This is a genomic window from Pseudoalteromonas sp. OF5H-5 (assembly GCF_021530695.1).
Lineage (GTDB): Bacteria > Pseudomonadota > Gammaproteobacteria > Enterobacterales > Alteromonadaceae > Pseudoalteromonas.
Map to the genome: position 1 here is coordinate 95,774 of NZ_JAKGBF010000014.1, position 21,284 is coordinate 117,057.

General features: G+C 42.1%; 15 protein-coding genes. 9 read left to right on the forward strand and 6 right to left on the reverse strand.

From position 1 onward, the window contains the following. Positions 1-30 precede the first annotated feature (30 nt). The 4 genes from L1271_RS18830 to glmU all read left to right on the forward strand — a co-directional run bounded on the left by L1271_RS18830 (position 31) and on the right by glmU (position 6,394). Positions 31-2,880, forward strand: coding sequence for an insulinase family protein (locus L1271_RS18830; RefSeq protein ID WP_235368520.1), 2,850 nt, complete (start codon positions 31-33; stop codon positions 2,878-2,880). Positions 2,881-2,924: 44 nt separating this feature from the next. Next, a complete protein-coding gene (locus L1271_RS18835) occupies positions 2,925-3,851 on the forward strand; it encodes an ATP-grasp domain-containing protein (RefSeq protein WP_010607025.1) in 927 nt (308 codons plus the stop codon). Positions 3,852-3,929: 78 nt separating this feature from the next. After that, positions 3,930-4,073 carry a hypothetical protein gene (locus tag L1271_RS18840; RefSeq protein WP_157757260.1) on the forward strand — a complete coding sequence of 48 codons (144 nt, stop codon included), beginning with the start codon at positions 3,930-3,932 and terminating at the stop codon, positions 4,071-4,073. Between the two features lie 962 nt (positions 4,074-5,035). Then, positions 5,036-6,394, forward strand: a complete 1,359-nt coding sequence (gene glmU, locus L1271_RS18845; protein WP_235368521.1) for a bifunctional UDP-N-acetylglucosamine diphosphorylase/glucosamine-1-phosphate N-acetyltransferase GlmU — start codon at positions 5,036-5,038, stop codon at positions 6,392-6,394. Positions 6,395-6,454: 60 nt separating this feature from the next. Here glmU and L1271_RS18850 read toward each other — a convergent pair whose 3' ends face one another. Continuing rightward, positions 6,455-6,643, reverse strand: coding sequence for a hypothetical protein (locus tag L1271_RS18850; protein ID WP_010607023.1), 189 nt, complete (start codon positions 6,641-6,643; stop codon positions 6,455-6,457). Between the two features lie 196 nt (positions 6,644-6,839). On the opposite strand from L1271_RS18850, the gene L1271_RS18855 reads away from it, so the two are divergent. Together L1271_RS18855 and L1271_RS18860 are read left to right on the forward strand one after the other, a co-directional pair. Beyond that, the gene (locus L1271_RS18855; protein WP_010607022.1) at positions 6,840-8,084 is read left to right on the forward strand and encodes an HlyD family secretion protein; all 1,245 of its coding nucleotides are present in this window, start codon (positions 6,840-6,842) and stop codon (positions 8,082-8,084) included. An 18-nt stretch (positions 8,085-8,102) separates the two neighbouring features. Then, positions 8,103-10,247, forward strand: a complete 2,145-nt coding sequence (locus L1271_RS18860) for a peptidase domain-containing ABC transporter (RefSeq protein ID WP_235368522.1) — start codon at positions 8,103-8,105, stop codon at positions 10,245-10,247. Positions 10,248-10,282: 35 nt separating this feature from the next. On the opposite strand, the gene L1271_RS18865 is transcribed toward L1271_RS18860, so the two are convergent. Further along, positions 10,283-10,471 (reverse strand): hypothetical protein, encoded by a 189-nt coding sequence (locus L1271_RS18865; RefSeq protein WP_010606994.1) that lies wholly within the window; start codon positions 10,469-10,471, stop codon positions 10,283-10,285. Positions 10,472-10,705: 234 nt separating this feature from the next. Between L1271_RS18865 and L1271_RS18870 the strand changes: the two genes are divergently transcribed. Beyond that, positions 10,706-11,911, forward strand: coding sequence for a lanthionine synthetase C family protein (locus L1271_RS18870; protein WP_235368523.1), 1,206 nt, complete (start codon positions 10,706-10,708; stop codon positions 11,909-11,911). A 9-nt stretch (positions 11,912-11,920) separates the two neighbouring features. After that, positions 11,921-15,049, forward strand: a complete 3,129-nt coding sequence (locus L1271_RS18875; protein WP_235368524.1) for a lantibiotic dehydratase — start codon at positions 11,921-11,923, stop codon at positions 15,047-15,049. 46 nt (positions 15,050-15,095) lie between these two features. Here the strand turns inward: L1271_RS18875 and L1271_RS18880 are convergent, their stop codons facing one another. After that, the gene (locus L1271_RS18880) at positions 15,096-16,661 is read right to left on the reverse strand and encodes an NAD(P)-binding domain-containing protein (RefSeq protein WP_235368525.1); all 1,566 of its coding nucleotides are present in this window, start codon (positions 16,659-16,661) and stop codon (positions 15,096-15,098) included. Positions 16,662-16,897: 236 nt separating this feature from the next. Here L1271_RS18880 and L1271_RS18885 point away from each other — a divergent pair, with 236 nt between their 5' ends. After that, complete coding sequence (locus L1271_RS18885) at positions 16,898-17,416, forward strand: hypothetical protein (RefSeq protein WP_102057803.1); 519 nt, start codon at positions 16,898-16,900, stop codon at positions 17,414-17,416. 49 nt (positions 17,417-17,465) lie between these two features. Here L1271_RS18885 and L1271_RS18890 read toward each other — a convergent pair whose 3' ends face one another. The 3 genes from L1271_RS18890 to L1271_RS18900 all read right to left on the reverse strand — a co-directional run bounded on the left by L1271_RS18890 (position 17,466) and on the right by L1271_RS18900 (position 21,279). Next, complete coding sequence (locus L1271_RS18890) at positions 17,466-17,639, reverse strand: hypothetical protein (RefSeq protein WP_017218574.1); 174 nt, start codon at positions 17,637-17,639, stop codon at positions 17,466-17,468. Between the two features lie 228 nt (positions 17,640-17,867). Then, positions 17,868-20,414, reverse strand: coding sequence for a family 20 glycosylhydrolase (locus L1271_RS18895; protein ID WP_235368526.1), 2,547 nt, complete (start codon positions 20,412-20,414; stop codon positions 17,868-17,870). After that, positions 20,404-21,279, reverse strand: coding sequence for an ROK family protein (locus L1271_RS18900; protein ID WP_235368527.1), 876 nt, complete (start codon positions 21,277-21,279; stop codon positions 20,404-20,406). Before L1271_RS18900 ends, L1271_RS18895 begins: the two co-directional genes overlap by 11 nt. Between the last annotated feature and the right edge of the window lie 5 nt (positions 21,280-21,284).

Below are 21,284 nucleotides of genomic sequence, written 5' to 3' on the forward strand. Positions count from 1 at the left end.
ACACCGATAAATTTTAGAGGTATGTGAGTTATGTTTAACAACAGATTGTCTTTAGTCGCTTTGGCATTACTTTCTCTTAATGCTACAGCACAAAAAAATACTACGATAACGCAACTGACTTCTGCTGTACCATCTGATATTGCACAGTCTCAATTTATCAAAAGTGTGCAAGATGACAGAAGTTATGATGAGCTCGTATTGGAAAATGGCCTACGAGTTGTGGTTGTCTCAGACCCCAGTATTTCAGAAGCTGCTGTAAGTCTGACGGTTGGTGTTGGCCAATATCATGACCCTGAATCTTATCAAGGGCTGGCGCACTTTCTGGAACATATGATCTTTCAGGGATCTAAGGCTTACCCTAAGCCAAATGCATTGAAGGATTTTATTAGCAAGCATGGCGGACAATATAATGCCGCCACTGAATTGCAAATGACGAGTTACTTCTTTAGTTTACCGCAAGATAAATTTGATACTGCATTGACGATGCTTAGTGATGCAATCGTTAATCCTCTTTTTGATAAAGAAAATATTGATAATGAAATCAATGCAGTAGATCAAGAGTGGCAACGATTGAGGCAACAAGATAGCTTCGTGATTAACCGTACGGCCGCCGTAACCGTTAATCCAGAGCATCCAATTAGAAAGTTCGGTGCAGGCAATAAAGCTTCATTAAAGAGTAAATCAAATAAGAATGACCTCTATGCAGCGATGGCTAACTTTTACAAGCAGTATTACTCTGCAAACTTAATGACAGTGACGCTAGTGGGAGGGGAGTCGACTGGCGAATTAAAATCGTTAGCAAAAAAGCACTTTGCAAAAATAAAAAACTTACAGGTTGAACCCCCAATTATCTCAACACCAGTATTTACAGAAGCTACACTAGGCCAAGAAATCAAGCTCCAAACCAAAGTTGCTACCGATCTATTACTATTACAGTTTCCATTGTCTTCAAACTTTGCTAACTGGCAATTTAAGCCAAATGCGTACATTCAAATGTTATTGGCTTCTCAAGAACCGGGATCCTTGGCTGCTACGCTGACTGAGCAAGGGTTAATTGAAATGATGCTACCTATGTTGATACCCAATAGCTACGGCGTTGAGGGTACTGCGCTGGTACAATTTATGTTGACTGAAAAAGGCAAGATTCATCAGGAAAAAATAGTCGCAGCATTTTTTGATTACGTTGAACTCATTAAGGAAACTGGGATAACTGAAGGATATGCCGCTGAGCTTAAACAAATGCTTAATGGTCAATTTGAGAGCTACCAAAAGCCTCCCGCGCTTCATTTGGCAATGCAGTTTAGTCGTATGATGCAAACTGTACCTGCTCGCGATATCCTTCATTTTGATACTTATTTTAAAGGTTTTAATTCAGCAGTCATTCGCGAAAGTTTATCTAATCTCACCTTAGAGAAAGCCAGAATATGGCACATTAGCGACGATGAAAAAACGGGCACTTCTTTGCAATATGCACAAGGTAGCTACCATGTTGCTCCTTTGTCCGATTCGGCGAAAAAAAGTTATGCAGATTCAGGGTTGAACTTTAAGTTGCATTCGCCTTCTGTAGAAGAAGAGGTTGCTACACAGCTTGTTAAGCAAAGTAACGAGCTACCTAGCCAAGTTGTTGCATCAAAGGGTATTAGTGCTTGGTTGAAAAATAGTGAACATTTTACACAGCGTCAGGGCGTTTTAGGTATATCCATTGAAAGTGCAATACTTAATCAAGATGTGAAAAATCACACAATGCTGAACTTGTTAAATGTGATGATGATAAGAGAGCTGCAAAGGTTGGGGACTCGTGCTCAACAAAGGCATCAGATAAACCTGATGGCGATGCAGAATGCGCAAGGAAATTTAGCGATCACTCTCTCAGGGAAAACAGGAAAGCAAGATTATTATGCTGAGCAGCTTTTTAAAGAAATTACCGGCATGGAAATTTCGGAATCTAGACTTGAAGCTGCGAAAAAGTTGTATTTAGAATCTTTAGAAAATCTAGATAAATTGCCGCTTGCGTACCAGTCGGAACTGCATTTTGGTCGACAAGTTAAGACTGAAGCGATGTTGTGGACAACAGAGCAGGTTATCGCACAACTTAAGCAAGTTAATACCAAGGAATTAGCTAGTTTTCACAATAAGTTAGTAAGTAACACTTACATCGATATATTTGCATTTGGTGGTTATGACCAAGCTGATGTGCAAAGTCTTGCGTATAAAGTAAGAGAAACTTTTGGTCCAACATCCCAGACCCAAAAGCCACAGATTACAACCAAATATGCTCCTCAAAAAGGTTATATGACGAATGATAAACAGCGCTCTTCACTGGATAACGTTTATTATAGAGAGAGTTATATTTACGCCGAAAAATCCGCGCCCACGTATGCTGCGCTTATGGTGTTGAACCAGTTTTTTAATAGCTCAATATTCAATACTTTGAGAACTGAAAAGCAAATGGCTTATGCGGTAGGGAGTAAAGCGTTTAAGGTACATGATTATCCTGCTTTCAGTTTATTTATTGAAAGTGCAAATACCTCGTTACCAAAGATTAAGTCCGAGTTTGATAATTTCATTATGTCATTTTATCAAGGACTTGAAAAAATGGATGAGAAGGAGTTTGAGGTTGTTAAAGATGGATTGCTTGTCAGTTTAGAAAAGCAGCCTGAAAATGTATTTATTGAATCTCAGCGTTACTTCGAAGATTGGTTGAGTGGTAGGCTCGATTTTAGTTCTCGAGATGAGCTGATACATTATCTGAAGCGTGTGAATAAGTCACAAATTATTCAAGCCTATCAGCAATTATTAATTGACTATCAGGGTGAAGTGCAATTGCTTCAAATTAAAGGCCCGAATTCTAATAGTGAATACTTTGAATTTGAAGAATAAATTCTGCTGTAACGCAGGCCAGTATTGCGAGGCTTAGAGTAAAAATGGCAATTATTGTTATGGGACAAGTTGAAGATGCTCATACCCAGCATATGTTTCAACAGTTAAAGCGCTGTCGAGATGAGGTATACCATTTTCAATCACATGATTTTCCGTCAAAGTGTCAGTTGAGTTTTGATTTCGTAGATAATAAACATTCGATAAGCCTTGCCTGTGGAACACAGATTTCTCTTGATGATATTGAGGCTGTGTACTGGCGAAATTTTTCTGGGGTGAGTGATGAATCGACACGTGAGAATGTGGGCAGTTTGGATAGCTTAGCAGCACAGGACAGCATGGCTACTATCCGCACTTGGATGCAGTTAAACAATAATACTCGCTGGTTTAATAGCTGGGCGGCATATCAATATCATTTGGAGAAACCGAGGCAGTTGGCCAGAGTAAAAGAGCTCGGCTGCCTGGTGCCTAGTACTTATATTGGTAATGAGCTTCAAGCGATCCAAGCGGCATATAAGGCTTTTGATAAAGCGATATTCAAACCAGTTTATGGCGGTGCATATACGGAATGGCTAACTGCTCAGCATATTGACCCAGAGCATGCTCTCGTTGCTCTGCAAAAGTCACCCATCACTGTGCAAGAGTATATTGAAGGCACAAATGTACGTACATTTGTGGTTGATGGCAGAGTTGCTTCAGTTGCAATTGACAGCAACAGTGTTGATTTTAGAGAAGATGATCTTGCAAGTATGCGATTGGTCAATACGCCTTTAAGTATAAAGAGCCAAGCGATCGCCGTAACGAAAGCGTTGCAACTTAACTGGACCGCGATTGACTGGAGACGAACGGCGACTGGTGAGTACTATTTCCTTGAAGCTAATCCCTCACCGATGTTTCTCGGTGTAGAAGAACGCACTGAAGTGCCAATCACAAAATGGCTGATAGATGCGATGACAGAAAGTAAAAATAAATAATTTTAACTGTTTTGGTATAAATCGGGTGGCGGCCCTCTCGTATCAAAACTTACTTGTAGATGTAATAAGGAGAAAACTATGCATCCATTTTCATTAAATAAAGCGCAGCAAAAGAAAGTAAACGGTGGTTTACCTATTAAAGATCTGAAGAAAGAGACGCAGCCTGCTGGTTGTGTTGAAGGTGGCGGTATCATTCCACCTGATTTCTTTAAAGATATGTAATTAAAAAAGAGCCAGAGTGTACGCTTTGGCTCTTTTTTATACTTTTTAAGTAAGCAGTCTTTAAAACTATTATTTTTTGGATTTTTAAATGAAACCGTAGTTAGCGTGACTAAAAATGGTAAAGTTTATATAAATCAATAAATTATTGTTATGGCGCAGCAAAATAAAAACCCAAGTCATTCTACAAGTGGAAATTCTGGTGATTGAGACCGTGACCAAGACCAGCAATAGTTTTGCTGTCTTTATAACACGAGGGGTTAGATATTGAACTCGAGTTATTTGTTAAAGATTCTATTTTCTGTGGTCTCTTTTAATGTTTTCTACTTACTTTTGACTCTTTTCTTTGAAAGAGACTTTGACTTTTATGTCTCAATTTTTGGCAGTTTTGGTATTCTATTCTCGATAGTTGTTTTTTCATCCGAAGATGAGTGAGTTAATTGTTTTTAACGAACCTGAGATTTACAAAAACTAAAATTGCCGTTGAGTTGTGAAGTTTATCTTATCCGGCAATGTATTAGCTCTATGCTTTTGGTAACTCTACCTACGAAACCGTTGTATAGCTATTTTTGAGCTCTTTCATTATCTTCAGTGTTTCCGTCAGCTTAGTTGTCATGCATATCATGGGATCACTATAATTGGCGCACAGTGTTTGAGATTCATCTATATGTGGCCGGTGTAGGTTGATGAGCTGTTCGCTGCCCATTGAAAGGAACGCTCTCGATACCGGATAAAAAGCTGTGTGCGGATAAACACTCTCATTATCAATAGTTTCTTTTTCAGCCGGATACTCTCTTACGTTTCTGAACAATCCCCGCTACAATATTGCAAAATTTGTACTGAGTAAGTACTTATCTGCCTGCTAATTTTAGGTATCGCGATGCACATAGAAGTGATGGCGTTAAAGGCGTAAGTATAGAAAAGTACACCTGTTTAACTGACACAAGAAAAAGGATCCTGTGTTCATGCCATTAAATACAATTATTCTGGCTGCGGGTAAAGGTACCCGCATGCGCTCAAAACTGCCAAAAGTACTTCACCCTATTGCAGGAAAGCCAATGGTGCAGCATGTCATCGATAATGCGGTGTCTCTTGGGGCGCAATCGACCAATTTAGTATTCGGACATGGTGCGCAGCAATTAAAAACTGCTTTGGCACATAACGAAGTAAATTGGGTTCATCAAGCTGAGCAATTAGGTACTGGTCACGCGGTTGCGGTTGCGAAAGAGCATATTGGAGATGAAGATAAAGTTTTAATCCTCTATGGTGATGTTCCACTGACAAAAAAGAGCACGTTACAGCGTTTACTAAATGTGACGCCAGATAATGGCCTTGCTGTACTCACTGTTGATTTAGCAAATCCAACGGGCTACGGCCGTATGTTACGTGAAAACGGCAAATTAGTTGGTATTGTGGAGCAAAAAGACGCGTCTGCTGAGCAACTTGCTATTACCGAAATCAATACAGGCATAATGGCGGCAAATGGTGGGCTACTAAAGAAATGGCTTGGACAGTTATCTAATAATAATGCACAAGGTGAATACTATCTCACTGACATCGTTGCTATGGCGCACAGTGAAGGGATAGAGATTACTTCTGCACAGCCTGATGACGAAATGGAAGTTGAAGGTGCGAACAACCGTGTGCAGCTTGCTGCTTTGGAGCGTGCCTATCAGGCTTGGCAAGCAGAAGCTTTGATGGTTAACGGTGCAAGTCTAGCGGATCCTGCTCGTATTGATGTCCGTGGTCAAGTAACGACCGGCGAAGATGTTCAGATTGATGTTAACGTGATATTTGAAGGTCATGTTGAAATTGGCGATGATGTCGTCATTGGCCCAAACTGCGTACTTAAAAACTGTAAAATCGGTAATGGTGTTGTAATTAAAGCCAATACCCTTATCGAAGATGCACTGGTCGCTGATAAATGCACTTTAGGTCCATTTGCTCGCCTGCGTCCTGGGGCGGTAATGGAAGAAGACTCTCATATTGGTAACTTTGTAGAGATGAAGAAGTCGCGCCTAGGTAAAGGATCAAAAGCTAATCACTTAACTTACCTCGGTGATGCCGAAATAGGTGAAAAAGTGAATATTGGTGCTGGTACCATTACTTGTAATTACGACGGCGTTAATAAGTCAAAAACCATCATTGGAGACAATGCTTTTATCGGCTCAAATTCATCACTAGTTGCACCTGTTGAGATCGGTAGCACGGCAACGATTGGTGCGGGCTCTGTTATTACGTCAACTGTAAAAGATGAGCAGCTAGCAGTAGCGCGTGGAAAGCAGCGCAACTTAGATGGCTGGCAACGCCCAATTAAAAAATAATTAGTTCATAAAGAGAAGTAGTTGCTGTAAGACTACTTCTCTAAGGGCTTTATAAATAGATTAGCCATAAGGATTGAGCTGAATCACGCAGATATAACCACATTTAGCTGAGTCACCATAGTCTGTTTCTCGTAGATGTGTATATAAGTGTCCACCAGCACCATTTACTTGTGGTGTCATTTTTAAAGGGATGGCTTTTTCGTTTACGTTAAGTGACTTCATAGCCTTTTTATTTAGTTTTAGCTTCATTTGTAAATTTCCTTTTTTTGTTGTGAGAGTATGTTTATACAAATGTTTTTTAATGTCAATGGCTTGTTTTTTGAACTTGTGTGAAGACTGGTGTAGCTTAACTACACAGCTCTATTTCATTCCTTTCTGTTACCGCCCGTGGTACATTGTATTTTCAATAAAAAAATATTAACAATAATATTACCCAATAAGTGCTATGGAAAATTTATTTCGCCGTGAGGTGTTTGAGCATAAGCAGCATCGCTTAGAGGGCACAATTAGCTTAATCCAACCACCTGTATTTAAAACACTGGGGTTACTCATTTTAACGGTTGTGATTTTAAGCATCGTGTTTCTATCAAGTGGTAGCTATACCAGAAAGGAAAGAGTATCTGGCGTTATTGAACCCAGTGGTGGGCTACTGCGCGTTGCTGCAATGCAACAAGGTGTGGTGTCCGAAGTGTTGGTCAAAGAAGGGGAGCAGGTCGCTGCAGGACAACCTTTACTGCGTATTGCATCCGCAAAACATAGCACCGAAGCCACTGAGTTAAATCAAGCATTATTGAATCAATATCGCTTTCAACAAAAGAACTTACTACAGCAGATAGAGCAACTGCGTGGACAGTACCAACTTGATATAGAAGAGCTGCAGCAACAAGAAACCACCGCAAGAGAAAAGCTAAAAGAGCTTGAGAGCCAAGCGGCCACGTTCCAAGAGCGGCTGCTACTCAATCAAGATTTGGTATCACAAATTGCAACCTTAAAAGGCACTGGGTATATTTCTGAACTTGAATTACAGCGCCAAAAAGACACTTTGCTTTCACTAAAGCAGCAAGCTTCTTCGATTCGCTCAGAGCGTATAGCGCTAGAATCGCAGCTTAAAAACATCAAAAATCAATTAGCTAAATTGCCAATTGAACACCAAAACCGAATTTCTCAGCTGCAATCACAACAAGCCGATCTACTGATCCAAATCTCGTCCATTGAGCAGGAACGACTTGGTGAAGTCCGTGCTACCCAATCAGGTATAGTCACTGGATTGCTTGCTAAGCTTGGTAAAAATGTTTCCATGGGACAGCATTTACTGACCCTTATCCCTGAGCATAGTGATATGCAAGCTATTGTTTATATACCAACTTCAGCTTTTGGTTTTATCAAAGAAGGTCAGGAAACTAAATTGCGCTATCATGCGTTTCCCTACGAAAAGTTTGGTATTTACAAAGGGAAAATTGTGGAGCTTAGTAACAGCGTTATTTTGCCCGAAGAAACCAATATGCCTGGTATTATTCAAGAGCCCGCTTATCGAGTCGTGGTTGAGTTAGACGAACAAGCTGTCAAAGCATATGGTAAAGACACAGCTTTGCGGGCTGGTATGACTTTGGATGCCGATATTGTGGTCGAAGAAAGGTCCTTGTTGCGCTGGTTATTTGACCCAGTATTTAGCATTAAAGGTCAGTTATAAGAAGAAAAAAGGGTTGATATGGAAATGGAACACGAAGGCACGGCCAGCAAGTTAGAGTTTTGGTCACGGAAATCTTTACCTGTGATCATTCAATCGGAGGCTGCTGAGTGTGGTCTTGCGAGCCTTGCTATGGTTGCTGGATATCACGGTTACCATACTGACTTAACGCGTCTGAGACAGCGCTTTAGTATTTCAATCGAGGGTTGTACGCTGCTCGATATTATGCACTTTGCTGAAAAACTTCATTTAACCTCAAGACCACTTCGGATTGAACTTGAAGATCTTGACGCACTGCAAACTCCGGCTATTTTACATTGGAACATGAATCACTTTGTGGTACTGAAAAAGGCCAACGAAAAACGTATTGTGATCCATGATCCAGCCAGTGGTGAAAAAACCTATACGATGGAAGAGGCTTCTAAACACTTTACAGGAGTGGCACTGGAGCTGACTCCAACAAAGGAGTTCGAAAAGAAAGAGCAAAAAGCGAGTCTTAGATTTGCTGACTTCTGGAGCCGTATCACTGGCTTAAAACGTTCGTTACTGCTTATTTTTATGCTTTCTATTTTGCTGCAAGTGTTTACGCTTGCTGCACCATATTATATCCAATTGGTGATAGACGATGTCATACTAACCGGGGATACCTCATTACTTACTGTGCTTGCGGTTGGATTCTTTTTAGTACTATTGTTTGAGATAGCCACCAATGCACTGCGGGGCTTTACGTTACTGCATTTTGGCAATCAAATGAATATTCAGTTGGGAGCTAATCTCTTTCACCATTTAGTACGTCTACCCATTACCTATTTTGAAAAGCGCCATATGGGGGATGTTGTTTCACGGTTTGGCTCTCTTCAGCAAGTAAAGCAGCTACTTACAACAGGAGTAATCGAAGCCATCATTGACGGTTTAATGGCGATAATCACTCTAGCGATGATCTTCTTCTATAGCCCCATGCTATCTGCCGTCGTAGTTATCGCCGTTATTGCTTACGCGATTATCCGAATTGCTATGTATAAACCATTTCGCAATATCAGTGAGCAGGAAATTATGGCGCGCGCTGAAGAAAACTCCAACTTTATGGAAACGGTACGCGGAATTCAGACAATTAAATTGTTTGGTTCAGAGGTTAAGCGAGAAGGGCAGTGGCAAAATCGCTACGCTAGTGCGATTAACCACAATATCCGCTTGGGCAATTTTAAAATTGGTTATGACGCGATTAACCGAGCACTGTTTGGTATTGAGAATATCATCGTCGTTTATTTAGCTGCACATCTCGTTATTGCTGGTGGATTTAGCACAGGGATGCTGTTTGCTTTTATGTCTTACAAGCGTCAATTTATGGATAAAACCGCTAACCTAATCGAGAAACTCATAGAGTTTAAAATGCTGGGTCTACATTTTGACCGCATTGCCGATATTGCTTTAACAGACAAAGAAGAGTTGCAACCTGATCAATATCGTAAACTGAATATTGAAGGCAAAATAGAGGTGAAGAATGTTTCCTTTGCGTATTCTGATGCAACACCAAATGTTATTGAAAAACTAAACTTAACAATCAATGCGGGTGAGTCAGTAGCAATCACAGGGCCTTCCGGTTGTGGTAAGTCGACGTTACTTAAGTTAATGCTGGGGCTAAATAAACCATCCAGTGGTGAAGTTTTGGTGGATGGCATATCTCTTAGCCAAGTTGGTGCAAGACAGTATCGTCAGCAGATAGCTGCGGTGATGCAAGACGATGAGCTCCTATCCGGTACTGTGGCTGATAATATTGCCTTTTTTGATTCACCAATCAATATGGAAAAAGTGGTGCATTGTGCTCAATTAGCAGCTATCCATGATGATATTAGCGATATGCCAATGGGCTATGACAGCCTGATTGGTGATATGGGGTCGAGCTTATCCGGTGGTCAAAAGCAGCGGATCATCTTGGCGCGTGCTCTGTATAAAGACCCTAAGATTCTGTTTATGGATGAAGCAACAAGCCACCTTGATACGGGGCTGGAAGAAGATATCAATGAAGCGGTATCGCGGTTGAAAATTACCCGTGTGATCATTGCGCACCGTAAAGAAACTATCGCCTCGGCTGACAGAGAAATCAAGCTCAAAAAGCCGATGCATAGTGAGGGTGAGGAGCAAACGTCAACATCTGATTCAGAATAAATAAAGCGAGCACAGAGCTCGCTTGATATGTATCTTTATGGGATCTGACAGGTGTGCTCACGGCAAGAGCGGTTACGACCTGTCCAACAGTCACCGTAGCGATCAGTGAATAAGGCTGCTGCAGGAGATTTACCACCAGCAATCTGAGGTGTCATATTCGCTGGAATAGATTTGCTGTCGTTGGAAAGCGCTTTTATACACTTTTTGTTTAGTGCTAATTTCATTTGTTGTTCCTTACTTTTGCGGTTAATAACAATCCTTTATTTCAATCCTTTTAACCCCCCAAACTCAAAGGGCGTACAAAAAAAACTAGTTCTAGTTAGGGTGAATGTCAATTCTTTGTTTGTTTTGTGTTTATCTGTATTTCTTGTGTGTCAAAGTTTGAGTTTGACTGAACAAAAGGTTAACTTACCTGTAGTGAAGACAAAATTAAAAACAGAATTTGAACAAGGATAAGTATGCTAATGCCATTAGATATAGAAAAAAAAGAACTCATCCTGGCTATGGTAGAAAAGCTGGCTAAGCAGGTAGAGTCAGACCTAGAAATGCTAGACCGTAATGGTTTGCTCAGTGGTCTTGCTGGGCACTTATTGTTTTTATTTCGAGCGGCGAACTTTAATGATGCTTGGGTCGATGAGGAAAAATTTCATCTGGCGCTAGATAAGCTCCAAAACGAATTGGCGGAACAAACCCCGGAACTGAGTTCAGGGTTAGCTGGGCAGGCGTGGGTGCTTGAATATTTTAACCAGTATGACGACGAAGATTATGACCCTGAGCTGCTGGAGGAGATAGATCACTTCTTTGCAACGGCACTTGATTTTACTCCTTGGACGGGAGAAATTGAAATGGTGCTCGGCCTAGCTGGTTATTCACCCTATATCTCACGTCGCGCAAAGAGAACTAAACAAAGCACATTATTTGATCGGTTAGTGACGGGTTATGAATCGGTTGCTGTAGAGTTGAGTGATCAGCAGATCGCTTGGTCTCAGCCAAAACAATCCGTATATCGTTTCGATAAAGAAGATACGGAAAGTCATGAGTTTAATTTGGGACTAGCGCATGGCGTACCTGGCATTATTGCCGCACTTCTTCCCGCGCTTCAGGATCAAAAGGTAAAATTGCGCGCGCAGAAGCTAGTTATCGCGGGTTGTGATTGGCTGCTTGAACAACAAAGTCATGCAGAGGATAAGAAGGCGTGCTTTGGCTCATGTGCAGGCGACGAGCACCATTCTCGGTTAGGTTGGTGCTATGGTGACTTAACTATTGCGTTGACACTTGCAAGAGCTGGGCATGCGCTTGATAAGCCAAGGTATGTTGAGCAGGCATTGGAAATTGCTTTGTTTAACGTCGATAGAGATGCAACACAAGGCCATATTAAGGATGCTGGACTTTGTCATGGATTTTTTGGGTTAGTCACCATTTATCAACTGCTCAACCAAATCATGCCTCATCCTAAGTTACAGGGCGCCGCTTTAACTTGGCTTGACTACGGTTTAAATCAGTACCAAGAGCGTGGATTAGAGGCCTTATATTCATATAACGGTCTGGAAAAGGCACATCAGGAAGATCATAGCTTTTTAATGGGTTATTCTGGTATCGGCCTTGCTTTAATTGGCGTGTTAGATGACAACCTAGATTGGGTTGATTGTTTGCTAATGAGTTAAGGAGTGACTATGTCAGCTAAAATATCAACAGATTCCTTTTTTGTATTAAGGACACCAAAGCTGCCGATTGAAACCTTGTTCAATCAACAAGATACTAATGCTATGCTGAGTGCCTGGCTCGCCACACCTGGTGTGGTGGAAGCCCTTTATGTTGCAAGTCCTTCGTTGCTCGAACGCTTGGAACAGTGGCGCGAAAAGCCAAACTCTAAACAAGGTAAAAAAGTTGCTTTAGCACTGCTGAGATATTTAATTCGGATGTCATCTCGTCCTACACCTTTTGGTCTTTTTTCGGGGATCCACACGGGTAAAATTGGCTCAGAAACTCGACTTGTGAGTGATAACGCAGAGCATGATTCCCGCAAAACTCGTTTAGATATGTTTCTATTGTCAGCTGTTCGCTCTCATTTAGCCGAAACGGAAGCAAAATCGGATAGTTTGTCCTATTTACCAAATCCTTCCCATTACTTCATAGCAGATCAGTGTCGTTATATAGAAACTTACCTTTCTGATGACTCGATGCAATATCGCCTAAGTGCAGTCGATAGTGATGAATACTTCATCACTATGTTGGAGCTTGCGAAGCAAAAGCTCAGCTTTTCTCAGCTAATTGAGCAATTTTGTCACCGCTATAACGAAGCTGAATATGATGAAGTTAGCGCCTATCTAGAAGAGCTCATTAGCGAAGGGGTGTTAATTCCTGATATTCCGCTACCTCTTACCGGTGATAGCCCCGACATCGCGCTAATTAAAGCACTGAAAACCATCGCGCCAGCAGAGATTTATACTAAGGTGGAGCAAGCAGTTAATGACCTTGCTATTATGGATGAAAAGGGACATGCAACGCCTGAAGAATATCAAACCATTTTTAATTACCTCTCTGAATTACCAGTAAAAGTTCAAGAAAACAAACTGTTTCAATCGGATACTTATCGCGCGTTTTTGCATTGCGAAATGTCACGACAAGAAGTTGCGAGAGTGAACAAGCAGCTGCAATTGATTGCGAGTTTGAATCGCAGCACTAAGCAGAATCCACTTGAAAATTTTATTTCTAAGTTTAACGCGCGATTTGAAGGACAATTTGTGCCTTTGGACATGGTCTTGGATGATGAGTCGGGTATCAGTGTCTCAACAGAAACTGGTTATGATGCCCCTCTTGTGGGTGGTTTGCAGTTGGGTCGAGCGAATCGCGGTCAATCTAGTTCCCCTGAATATACTGAACTGGATCACATTATTGAGCAGGCAGTTACATTGCCAAGCAATTTAGGTACAAGCTGTGTGGCTCTTACCAGTAGTGAGTTGAAACAAAGAGTTAAGGATAAAGTAGAACTTAACTTGCCACGTTCAATGGCTGTAATGTTGAGTTTATTTGAGGACGAAAAGTCTAATCCCGTATTTAAGTTCAACGGTTGTTACGGGCCGTCTGCGGCCAATCTTTTGGGTCGCTTCTGTCACCTTGATGAAACATTAAAAGAATCGGTTATTCATCATTTAGAGCAAGAACATAGTCACAGTGAAGACGTTATCTTCGCTGAAATTGTACATATGCCCGAAGGAAGACCCGGTAACGTAATTGCGAGGCCACATTTACGACAATACGAAATCGTCTTCATGGCGGACAGTTCACTTGACCCTGAATACCAGATCCCGCTAAGTGATTTATACGTTTGGGTCGAAAGCCAGCAGGTTAAACTCTGGAGTAAGCGGTTAGATAAGCGCATTATTCCTCGCTTATCCAGTGCGCATAACTTCTCTGCCAGAAGCTTGAGTGCTTATAAATTCCTTTGTATGTTGCAACATCAAGAAAGTGAAACGCCCAAGTTTTCACTGCCCTCGAGCCTAAGAAACGCAACCTATGTCCCACGTATCATGTTAGATAACCTGATTCTGCATGAGAAAACATGGCGTATTGAGCGCAAAGAGCTTGAGGCGTTGCTGGTTAATCAGAGCATCGAAGAAAATAAGCTTCAACAACTCAAAGATAAGTATTTGTTAGACGATTGGGTGAGCTTTGCGGCAGGTGATAATGTGCTAACTTTGAGTTTGAGTCAAAGTGCGATGGTAGAAGTTTTGTTGATGGAAACCAAAGGCCGTCATACAGTTGAGCTCAGTGAAGTGTTGGCATCTCAATTTGCACCACGAGTAACAGATACACAGGGTCGTCATTATACTAATGAAATCATTGTTCCTTTACTTAATGAGAGTGCTGCTTCTCACACGCACTACATTGAAAAACCGTTAGAAAATATTACGGCTACACCAATCTCTCGGCGTTTTAGTGCTGGTTCCGAGTGGCTTAGCTTAAAAATATATTCAGGTAATACTATTGTTGAGCAGCTGCTTTATGAGCAGTTATTGCCGCTTATTGAGGAAAATAGCGCATTATTCGATAAGTGGTTCTTTATTCGCTATGGCGATCCTGACTGGCATCTACGCTTACGCTTCCAAGGCAAGCCAGAAGTACTTTGTGGAGAGCTATTGCCGAAACTTAATCAGCTGTTGTCACCTATGATAGAGAGCTCTCAGCTACATAAAGTTGAATTAATGACTTATGAGCGAGAGGTTGAGCGTTACGGCGGTCCGCAGTCTATGGCTTTGATTGAAAGCTTATTTATGTTTGACAGTGAGCTTATTGCAAAAAGTTGCCAGCTTGTCGCAGAGTTTGGTGAAGATGTCCGTTGGCGCGTCGCGTTAGCTTTTACTAATCGATTGCTAACGTTATTTAGCTATGATGCTGAACAAAAGCTATCGCTAATCTCTTCATTGCGCGCAGGGTTTGGTAAAGAATTTAATGAGAGTAGTGCGCTGAGAAAGCAGCTCGGCAATCGTTATCGCGACCATCAAACACAGCTCGATGATGACTTTGCGAAGCTTAATATTTCGAACCTAGCGCAATGTGATGAGGCTCAGCAAGCTATACTTGCACTGTTAGAAGGTTGGCAAATGCAGGCTGAGCCAGTGGTGAAGGAAATTCTGACGTTAGAAAAGTCAGGTTCGCTTAACCTGAGTACACAATCATTGCTGGGCTCTCTTTTACACATGCATAACAACCGTATGTTTAAAGCCTATGGTCGAGAGCAAGAATTTGTTATTCATGATATGTTGAGACGAAAATACTTTTCTGAATCTAAAGCCTTGTAGAGTATGAAAAAGGTTGGCTTGATTGCCAACCTTTTTCATTTATGAGCTATGCTGATGCTTTATTTTGCATTTTTTCACCAGCAAGCTGTGGCAGTACTCGCTCAATGAGTTGTTGAAGTGGTTTAACGTGCGCTTCTATGTCAGTCCAATCCGCTTCTAAGTCCTCAATAATATGATGAGTTTCTATCACCTCACCTTGATAGCAAAGTTCAATGATGGGGTGTAAGAATTTACTTAATTCCGCGTCAGTCGCGTTGTCTTTATGCACCCGAACCTGGTTGAACGGGTCACCTTCAATTGGCGCACCAAAGTCTAATGCTATCTGCAAATGATAGTGATCACCTAGGTGAGCATGGAGGTATGGACTCGGTAGGTGCTTGTAATACTGGGCCATACCGGTCTCAGATACTGTGACGGCATCCACCATAAAGCCATGTTGCTGCCATAGCGCGCTAGTCTCATTGATACGGCTGAGGATTGCGCTGCTAATTGCTTCTGGTGTGCCAAGGTGTTGATCGCATGCAAGCGCGGTATCGTGATGTTTTTGCTTTAACATCTCGACTAAAGCGCGGCTATTGTATCTAAAACCATGAATAAAGCCTGAAGTTGACTTACGATATTTGGTGGATTGAGTGAGCGTGCCTGCAAAGTAAAGACCTTTCACATTAATGGATTCAAAGCTGCAATCTAGAGACGGGAAGCGGCCCTCAATCATTAAATCGGGTTTTGCGCTATCGGCAAAAACGCTGCTATCCATGGCAAACCCTGTACAACAAATGATCTCGTCATACTCTATGGTTTCTTGCTCTCCATTTGCGTGGGCATAACTAAAGTGCACGATAAAGCGGTCGTCTCGTTTCTCAATTAACTTAATGTCGGCGTCTAAGATAGCATTTTGAGATTTAAGCTGATAAGTATCTAAAATATTATTGTTTACGGCACGTAGGTCGCCAACATAGTGCGTCTTCCATGCCATATCTAAAGGATTTGGACTACAAACATGGATTAGACTTGTAGCAGGAATAAGGTGATCAGCCGTTTCGAAAGCGGAGTTTCCTTTACCGAGAATAAGTACGCGCTTGTTTGCAAACGGGGCCAAATCAATATTTAAGTCAGAGTATTGCGTCACTAACTCAATTCCCTCGATCTTTGGAATATAAGGTTTAGGGACGCCTGTACTAACGATAACGCGAGACGCTTCATATTGATCATTACTTGTTGTAGTTACTACAAAGTGCCCAGCAATTTTTTCGATGGACTTAACATGTTGGTTATAAGCAACATTTAGCTGATTTTGGTCGACATAATGATTGAGATATTTGACTAAATTATCTGCACTTGGGAAAAAGTTTTGGTCAAAGCTTGAAAAGTTTAGGCTGTAGTCATCAGTTAAAATTGAGTTCCAGTCGTGTCGTAAGTTGAACTCAGGGTTTGTCGAACCAGTATATACTTTATTAATTGAAATCAGTTTTCGGTGAATTGGGAATGTTTCGAAAAAACATCCTGCGCGCTGGCCTGACTCCAACATAAGGTAGGACAAGTCATTTTGTTTTAGATGATAAGCAGTTTGGACCCCCGCAGGGCCTGCGCCAATAATAAGATAATCAAGCATGTTCGTTGTTCCTTGTTGGTGTTGGTGCTGCAACAACTACTCTGACAGGGTAAGGTTCCCCGCTTTCCCTATTGCAGTTATGATATTAATTTGTTGTGTAATTGTTGTTTTAAAATGTGTATTAATTGTGTATTTGCAATGTTTTTTTACCAATGGTGGGATGACTGGTTCACCTTAAGTACGCAACCTGTGCATGAAGATTTATACTGACTGAGACACAATCAACGGAAATAAAAATGATGAAAAAATTCGGGCTCGCCATATTGGCGGTATTCAGCACGCTATCTTGGGCTAATGAAAAATTAAATGAAGAACTCTCGGTGTTTACACCTTATCTCGGTACTTGGCAATCGGACTTTGATGTAGCTACAGGTAAACCAAAGATGCAGGATGTGAGTCACTGGGAGCGGGCTTTAAATGGCACGGCTGTTCGTACCTTACATTCAATCAACGATGGCATGTACGGCGGAGAGTCATTAATTTTCTGGGATAAAAGTAAAAACAGTCTAGTGTTTTACTATTTTACGACGGCAGGGTTTTACACCCAAGGAACGATGGAAGTCCTGAGCCAGACCGAGTTTGTGGCATACGAAGATGTCATTAATAACAAAGATGGAATTACAAAGGTGAAATCAACCAGTAAATTTGAGAGTGGTCAATTTACGGTGTCAACACAATATTTGAAAAACGGCGAGTGGACTCAACCTGAGTCGCGTGTTTACACGAAAAGTGAGAAAGAGGTTAAATTTAAGTAAGCCTTAAAGTGCCTCCAATGAGGCACTGAACTGTGATATTTACTCTTGATTAGTAAATATCAGGGCAAGTGTGGCGACCACACGTATTGGCAACACAATGCGTTAGCCTGTCTTGGCTGAAGCGAAGCGCGCCGCCTGCAACTTGTGGAGTCATTACTGCAGGTACTGTTTGTTTGTCAGCAGATAGGGCTTTGATTTTCTTTTTGTTTAACGATAATTTCATTTCAGTATTCCTTCTAAACTAGATGCTCAGATTGAGCTACAAAAGTGGATTAACGCGAACTAATTTGTTTCGATTTTTTCGAACAAAAAAGAAACACAATTGCCAAGCTAAAACATATTGCTTACTTTTTCAACATTTTGCTTTCGAATGATTATGTGATGGGATATTTGGCAACAATGAAAACGCCAAGTACCTAATAAAGTACTCAGCGTTAAAAACCAGTTAGGCCTACTTTTTGTCTAAACTTAGCGATCTTCCCTTGCGCTCGGAGCCTAACCGAGCTGCCCTAAGTGCAAGTACGTTGCTTAGTGAAGTATTGAAGGTCACCCAATTGCCGTTTTCAAGCTGTGCTTCGATAACAAAACCCGGAATGGCGGTAAAAGCGTCGAGCTTTGCTCCAGATAGCTGTTTTGCGGCAACGACGGGAATGCGAAATTCAATTCCGGCTTGTGCTAATTTAGGTAGCTCTTGATTGCCCAAAATAGCCACGAATCGTTGCCAATCAGCTTCACGTTGCGCTTGTAACTTAGCCGTAAAATATCCGCTAGACTGGCTGTATATACGACCGGCTTGGTAGGGTAATTCCCACTCGGCATGGTGCCATGCACGCTCTGCAAGGGCCAATAGCCTTGGATAAAGCATGTATTCGGCTTGTGCATCACTGCGCAGCATTTCACTCCATAAGTGCCCTTGGAGCCCGGCAAACTTAACCCCTTTGTTTAGTGATGAGTCGCTGTCGTTGGCTATGTAGGCGTGGTTATTGGTATTTTTCCAGATCTCTGCATGCGCAGGAAGGTTGTCTGGCATAAATTCAAACATCTTCTTGCTTTCGATAGCACGGCTTGCCCAGTGATTACCACGCTCTTCTGGGTGAGATTGATATGGAAAGTCAAAGTAGGTTACATCAGGGCTAGACAAGACCACCTGCCAGCCCTGATTGGCGAAGCGATGCGCGACCGCGTGCCCGTTTTCGCTTAATGTCGCCCAAGCATTGCTCTGTACGTTTGCTGGCATATTCGCAGCACGTACATCACCTAAACCGTCGCTCCACCCTGCAACCTGTATTCCTTTCTTATCTAGCAGCTTTGCGATCCGTTCAATGAAGTAACCGTTAAAGTTGGTAAAATCTTTCACGCTTGAGCGCAATTTTTTACAAGCCGGCGACTCTAGCCAAGCACCTGCGGTTTCATCTGCACCTATATGGTAAGTGTTGAGTGGTACACCTGCACGGTCATGAAGTACTTTTACTTCGCTTAATACTTTGTCGATAAAGGTATAAGTGTTTGCAATACAGACATTTAGCGTGTTGTCGTTGTAATGCTGAATGGAGCTGTAACGCGTCTTGTCAGCAGCTTCTACTAATCGATATTGCTGCGCATCCTCTGGTTTGCCTTGTGCCATCAGCTTTTTATATCGCGCCTCCATGGCGATGATTGCAGCGCGTGAGTGACCAGGCATATCTAATGAGGGTAACACCTCGATATGATGCGCCTTGGCATAGCGCAGGATCTCAATATAATCCTCTGCAGAGTAAAAGCCATTCACTTGCGCGTTTTTATCATTCCCAGCGCCTAATTGCGGCAATAGGCAGCGAGTTTCGGTCAAATCAAAGCAGCGATAAGCGCCGACAGAGGTGAGTTCGTCAAGACCGTCGATGGCTAAGCGCCAGCCTTCATCATCCGCTAAATGAAGGTGCAGTTTATTTAGCTTATACGCCGCCATCTGTTCAATGGTTTGTAAAATAAAGGTTTTGGAGCGGAAGTTGCGGGCAACATCGACGTGTAAGCCACGAAAGTCGTACCTTGGTGTATCATTAATATCCACCATGGGAATACTTAAATCATTAATATCCAACAGCCCTGCAAGGCTTTGTAGCGCATAAAATGCAGCGGCGCTGTTATTGGCTTGGATTGAGATATTATTTTCGGCGACCGTCAGTTGATAATTTGGACTTGATTGCTTATTTGGCTTTACAGCGACATTAACTACAAGCCCGTCCTTGGTGCTTTTTACCCCAAGGGTATTGAGTCGCTGTTGTGCCATGGCGATAGCCTCAGCGGAAACGCCTGAAAGTTGCAGATTGATACCGGCCGCTAAATTGAGTCGTTTATCGGACAGCACTGTCAGTTGTTTGGGTTTTGGTATCAGCCCAATTGCAACATCAAGCGTTGGCTGCACTTGATGTTGATATAAGTATTCACTGCCCATCCACGGCGTGTCATCCTTACTGCTGGTTTGCAGCTGGTTGAGCGTATCAAATGGCGTCAGATAAGGTTGTAGCTCAAGTCCTGTGTCGTTATCGCGCTGGGTTTGCGTGCTTTTGATCACTTGTGGGGTGAGCTTAAGCTGCGCGTCCGTTACAACATAATTTGGCATAAATTCTGAGCGTGTAACCTGAGAGTCCTTGGTATAAAAGCGCACGGTAGTGGGGGCACTTGAAAACCCACTAAATCCTGCTGTAGGCGTGATTTTGTGAATATCACCATTGATATGGGTGATGGCAAAGTTATCGTCTTCAACATGGTAAATCGGCATCAGTTGGCTAAAAAAGATAGCAAAGTCATTATTTGCCTTGGTATTTTCTTTAGCTACGCTAAAACTCAGCTCTGAGTAATAGCACTTTTGTTGTGCCTTGGGGCAGGTGCTCGGCTTGCTATCAAGCAAGGTGTACTTTACATCAAGATTTTGGCCTAACCAGTTTACAGCGGTTTGGTCGAGTGCATAAAGGGGTGACGACACCCCAAAAAGTAGGGCCATAAGCCGATTAAACTTCATTGGCTAGTTCCTTGTTATCATGGTTAATTTTATTGTGTTGAAACAATCCGTATGCCCCTAAAAGTGGCGCGTGATTTAAGGTGCTTGGAATGACACGAACGGATTGATATAAAGCATTGCCAAGCAATTGCTGCATCTTGGCTTCAAGTGCAGCGTTAAAATAGTCATATGAATGCGTCACGGAGCCGCCAAGTACAATGACATCTGGATTCAGCACCATGACTACTTGCGCGAGTGCATGACCAACGTGACTGCCAAAAATCTCAAATTGTTGTAGTGCAAATGGGTCGCCACTGCGTGCTTGTTCGGCCAACCATCTCCCTTCAATTCCTTGTCGCCCAAAGAACTGTCCTGAAGCATAATCTTCAATAATTCCATCAAGATAGCTTAAGTTGCCTAGCTCTCCTGCAGCACTATGGTTACCCGTATATAAATTACCGTTAAACACAAAACCGGCACCAATACCTGTGCCAAGGCATACGCCAATTAGGTTGTTGGCATGGTAGCCACCATATAAGTATTCACCAAATGCAAAGCAGTTTGCGTCATTATGGACAACAACGGGCAATGAAAAGTGCTGTTCTAACAACCGTTTCAGAGGCACATTTTGCCAATGAGGAATATTTTGTGTTGTCAGCACGGTGCCGCTGCACACATCCAGTGTGCTTGGTACGCCAATCGCAATACCGGTTGTTTCGGCCGTTAGGTTTTCTTCGATTAAACGAATAACAAAGGCATTAACTTGGTTCAAGTTGGCCTGACTAGGCACCGCATATTGGCGTACCTGCTCGATCTGAGTGTGGGCAACCGAAGCCACAAGCGCTTTGGTGCCTCCCAAGTCAATACATAACAAAGAGTGATTCATCGTAA

Excerpts from the sequence above, each read along its gene's own strand:
- L1271_RS18890 (WP_017218574.1), bottom strand. The coding sequence starts at position 17,639 with ATGAAATTATCGTTAAACAAAAAGAAAATCAAAGCCCTATCTGCTGAC.
- L1271_RS18885 (WP_102057803.1), top strand. The coding sequence starts at position 16,898 with ATGATGAAAAAATTCGGGCTCGCCATATTGGCGGTATTCAGCACGCTA.
- L1271_RS18875 (WP_235368524.1), top strand. The coding sequence starts at position 11,921 with ATGTCAGCTAAAATATCAACAGATTCCTTTTTTGTATTAAGGACACCA.
- L1271_RS18835 (WP_010607025.1), top strand. The coding sequence starts at position 2,925 with ATGGCAATTATTGTTATGGGACAAGTTGAAGATGCTCATACCCAGCAT.
- L1271_RS18850 (WP_010607023.1), bottom strand. The coding sequence starts at position 6,643 with ATGAAGCTAAAACTAAATAAAAAGGCTATGAAGTCACTTAACGTAAAC.
- L1271_RS18900 (WP_235368527.1), bottom strand. The coding sequence starts at position 21,279 with ATGAATCACTCTTTGTTATGTATTGACTTGGGAGGCACCAAAGCGCTT.
- L1271_RS18880 (WP_235368525.1), bottom strand. The coding sequence starts at position 16,661 with ATGCTTGATTATCTTATTATTGGCGCAGGCCCTGCGGGGGTCCAAACT.
- glmU (WP_235368521.1), top strand. The coding sequence starts at position 5,036 with ATGCCATTAAATACAATTATTCTGGCTGCGGGTAAAGGTACCCGCATG.
- L1271_RS18855 (WP_010607022.1), top strand. The coding sequence starts at position 6,840 with ATGGAAAATTTATTTCGCCGTGAGGTGTTTGAGCATAAGCAGCATCGC.
- L1271_RS18860 (WP_235368522.1), top strand. The coding sequence starts at position 8,103 with ATGGAAATGGAACACGAAGGCACGGCCAGCAAGTTAGAGTTTTGGTCA.
- L1271_RS18895 (WP_235368526.1), bottom strand. The coding sequence starts at position 20,414 with ATGAAGTTTAATCGGCTTATGGCCCTACTTTTTGGGGTGTCGTCACCC.
- L1271_RS18840 (WP_157757260.1), top strand. The coding sequence starts at position 3,930 with ATGCATCCATTTTCATTAAATAAAGCGCAGCAAAAGAAAGTAAACGGT.
- L1271_RS18870 (WP_235368523.1), top strand. The coding sequence starts at position 10,706 with ATGCTAATGCCATTAGATATAGAAAAAAAAGAACTCATCCTGGCTATG.
- L1271_RS18830 (WP_235368520.1), top strand. The coding sequence starts at position 31 with ATGTTTAACAACAGATTGTCTTTAGTCGCTTTGGCATTACTTTCTCTT.
- L1271_RS18865 (WP_010606994.1), bottom strand. The coding sequence starts at position 10,471 with ATGAAATTAGCACTAAACAAAAAGTGTATAAAAGCGCTTTCCAACGAC.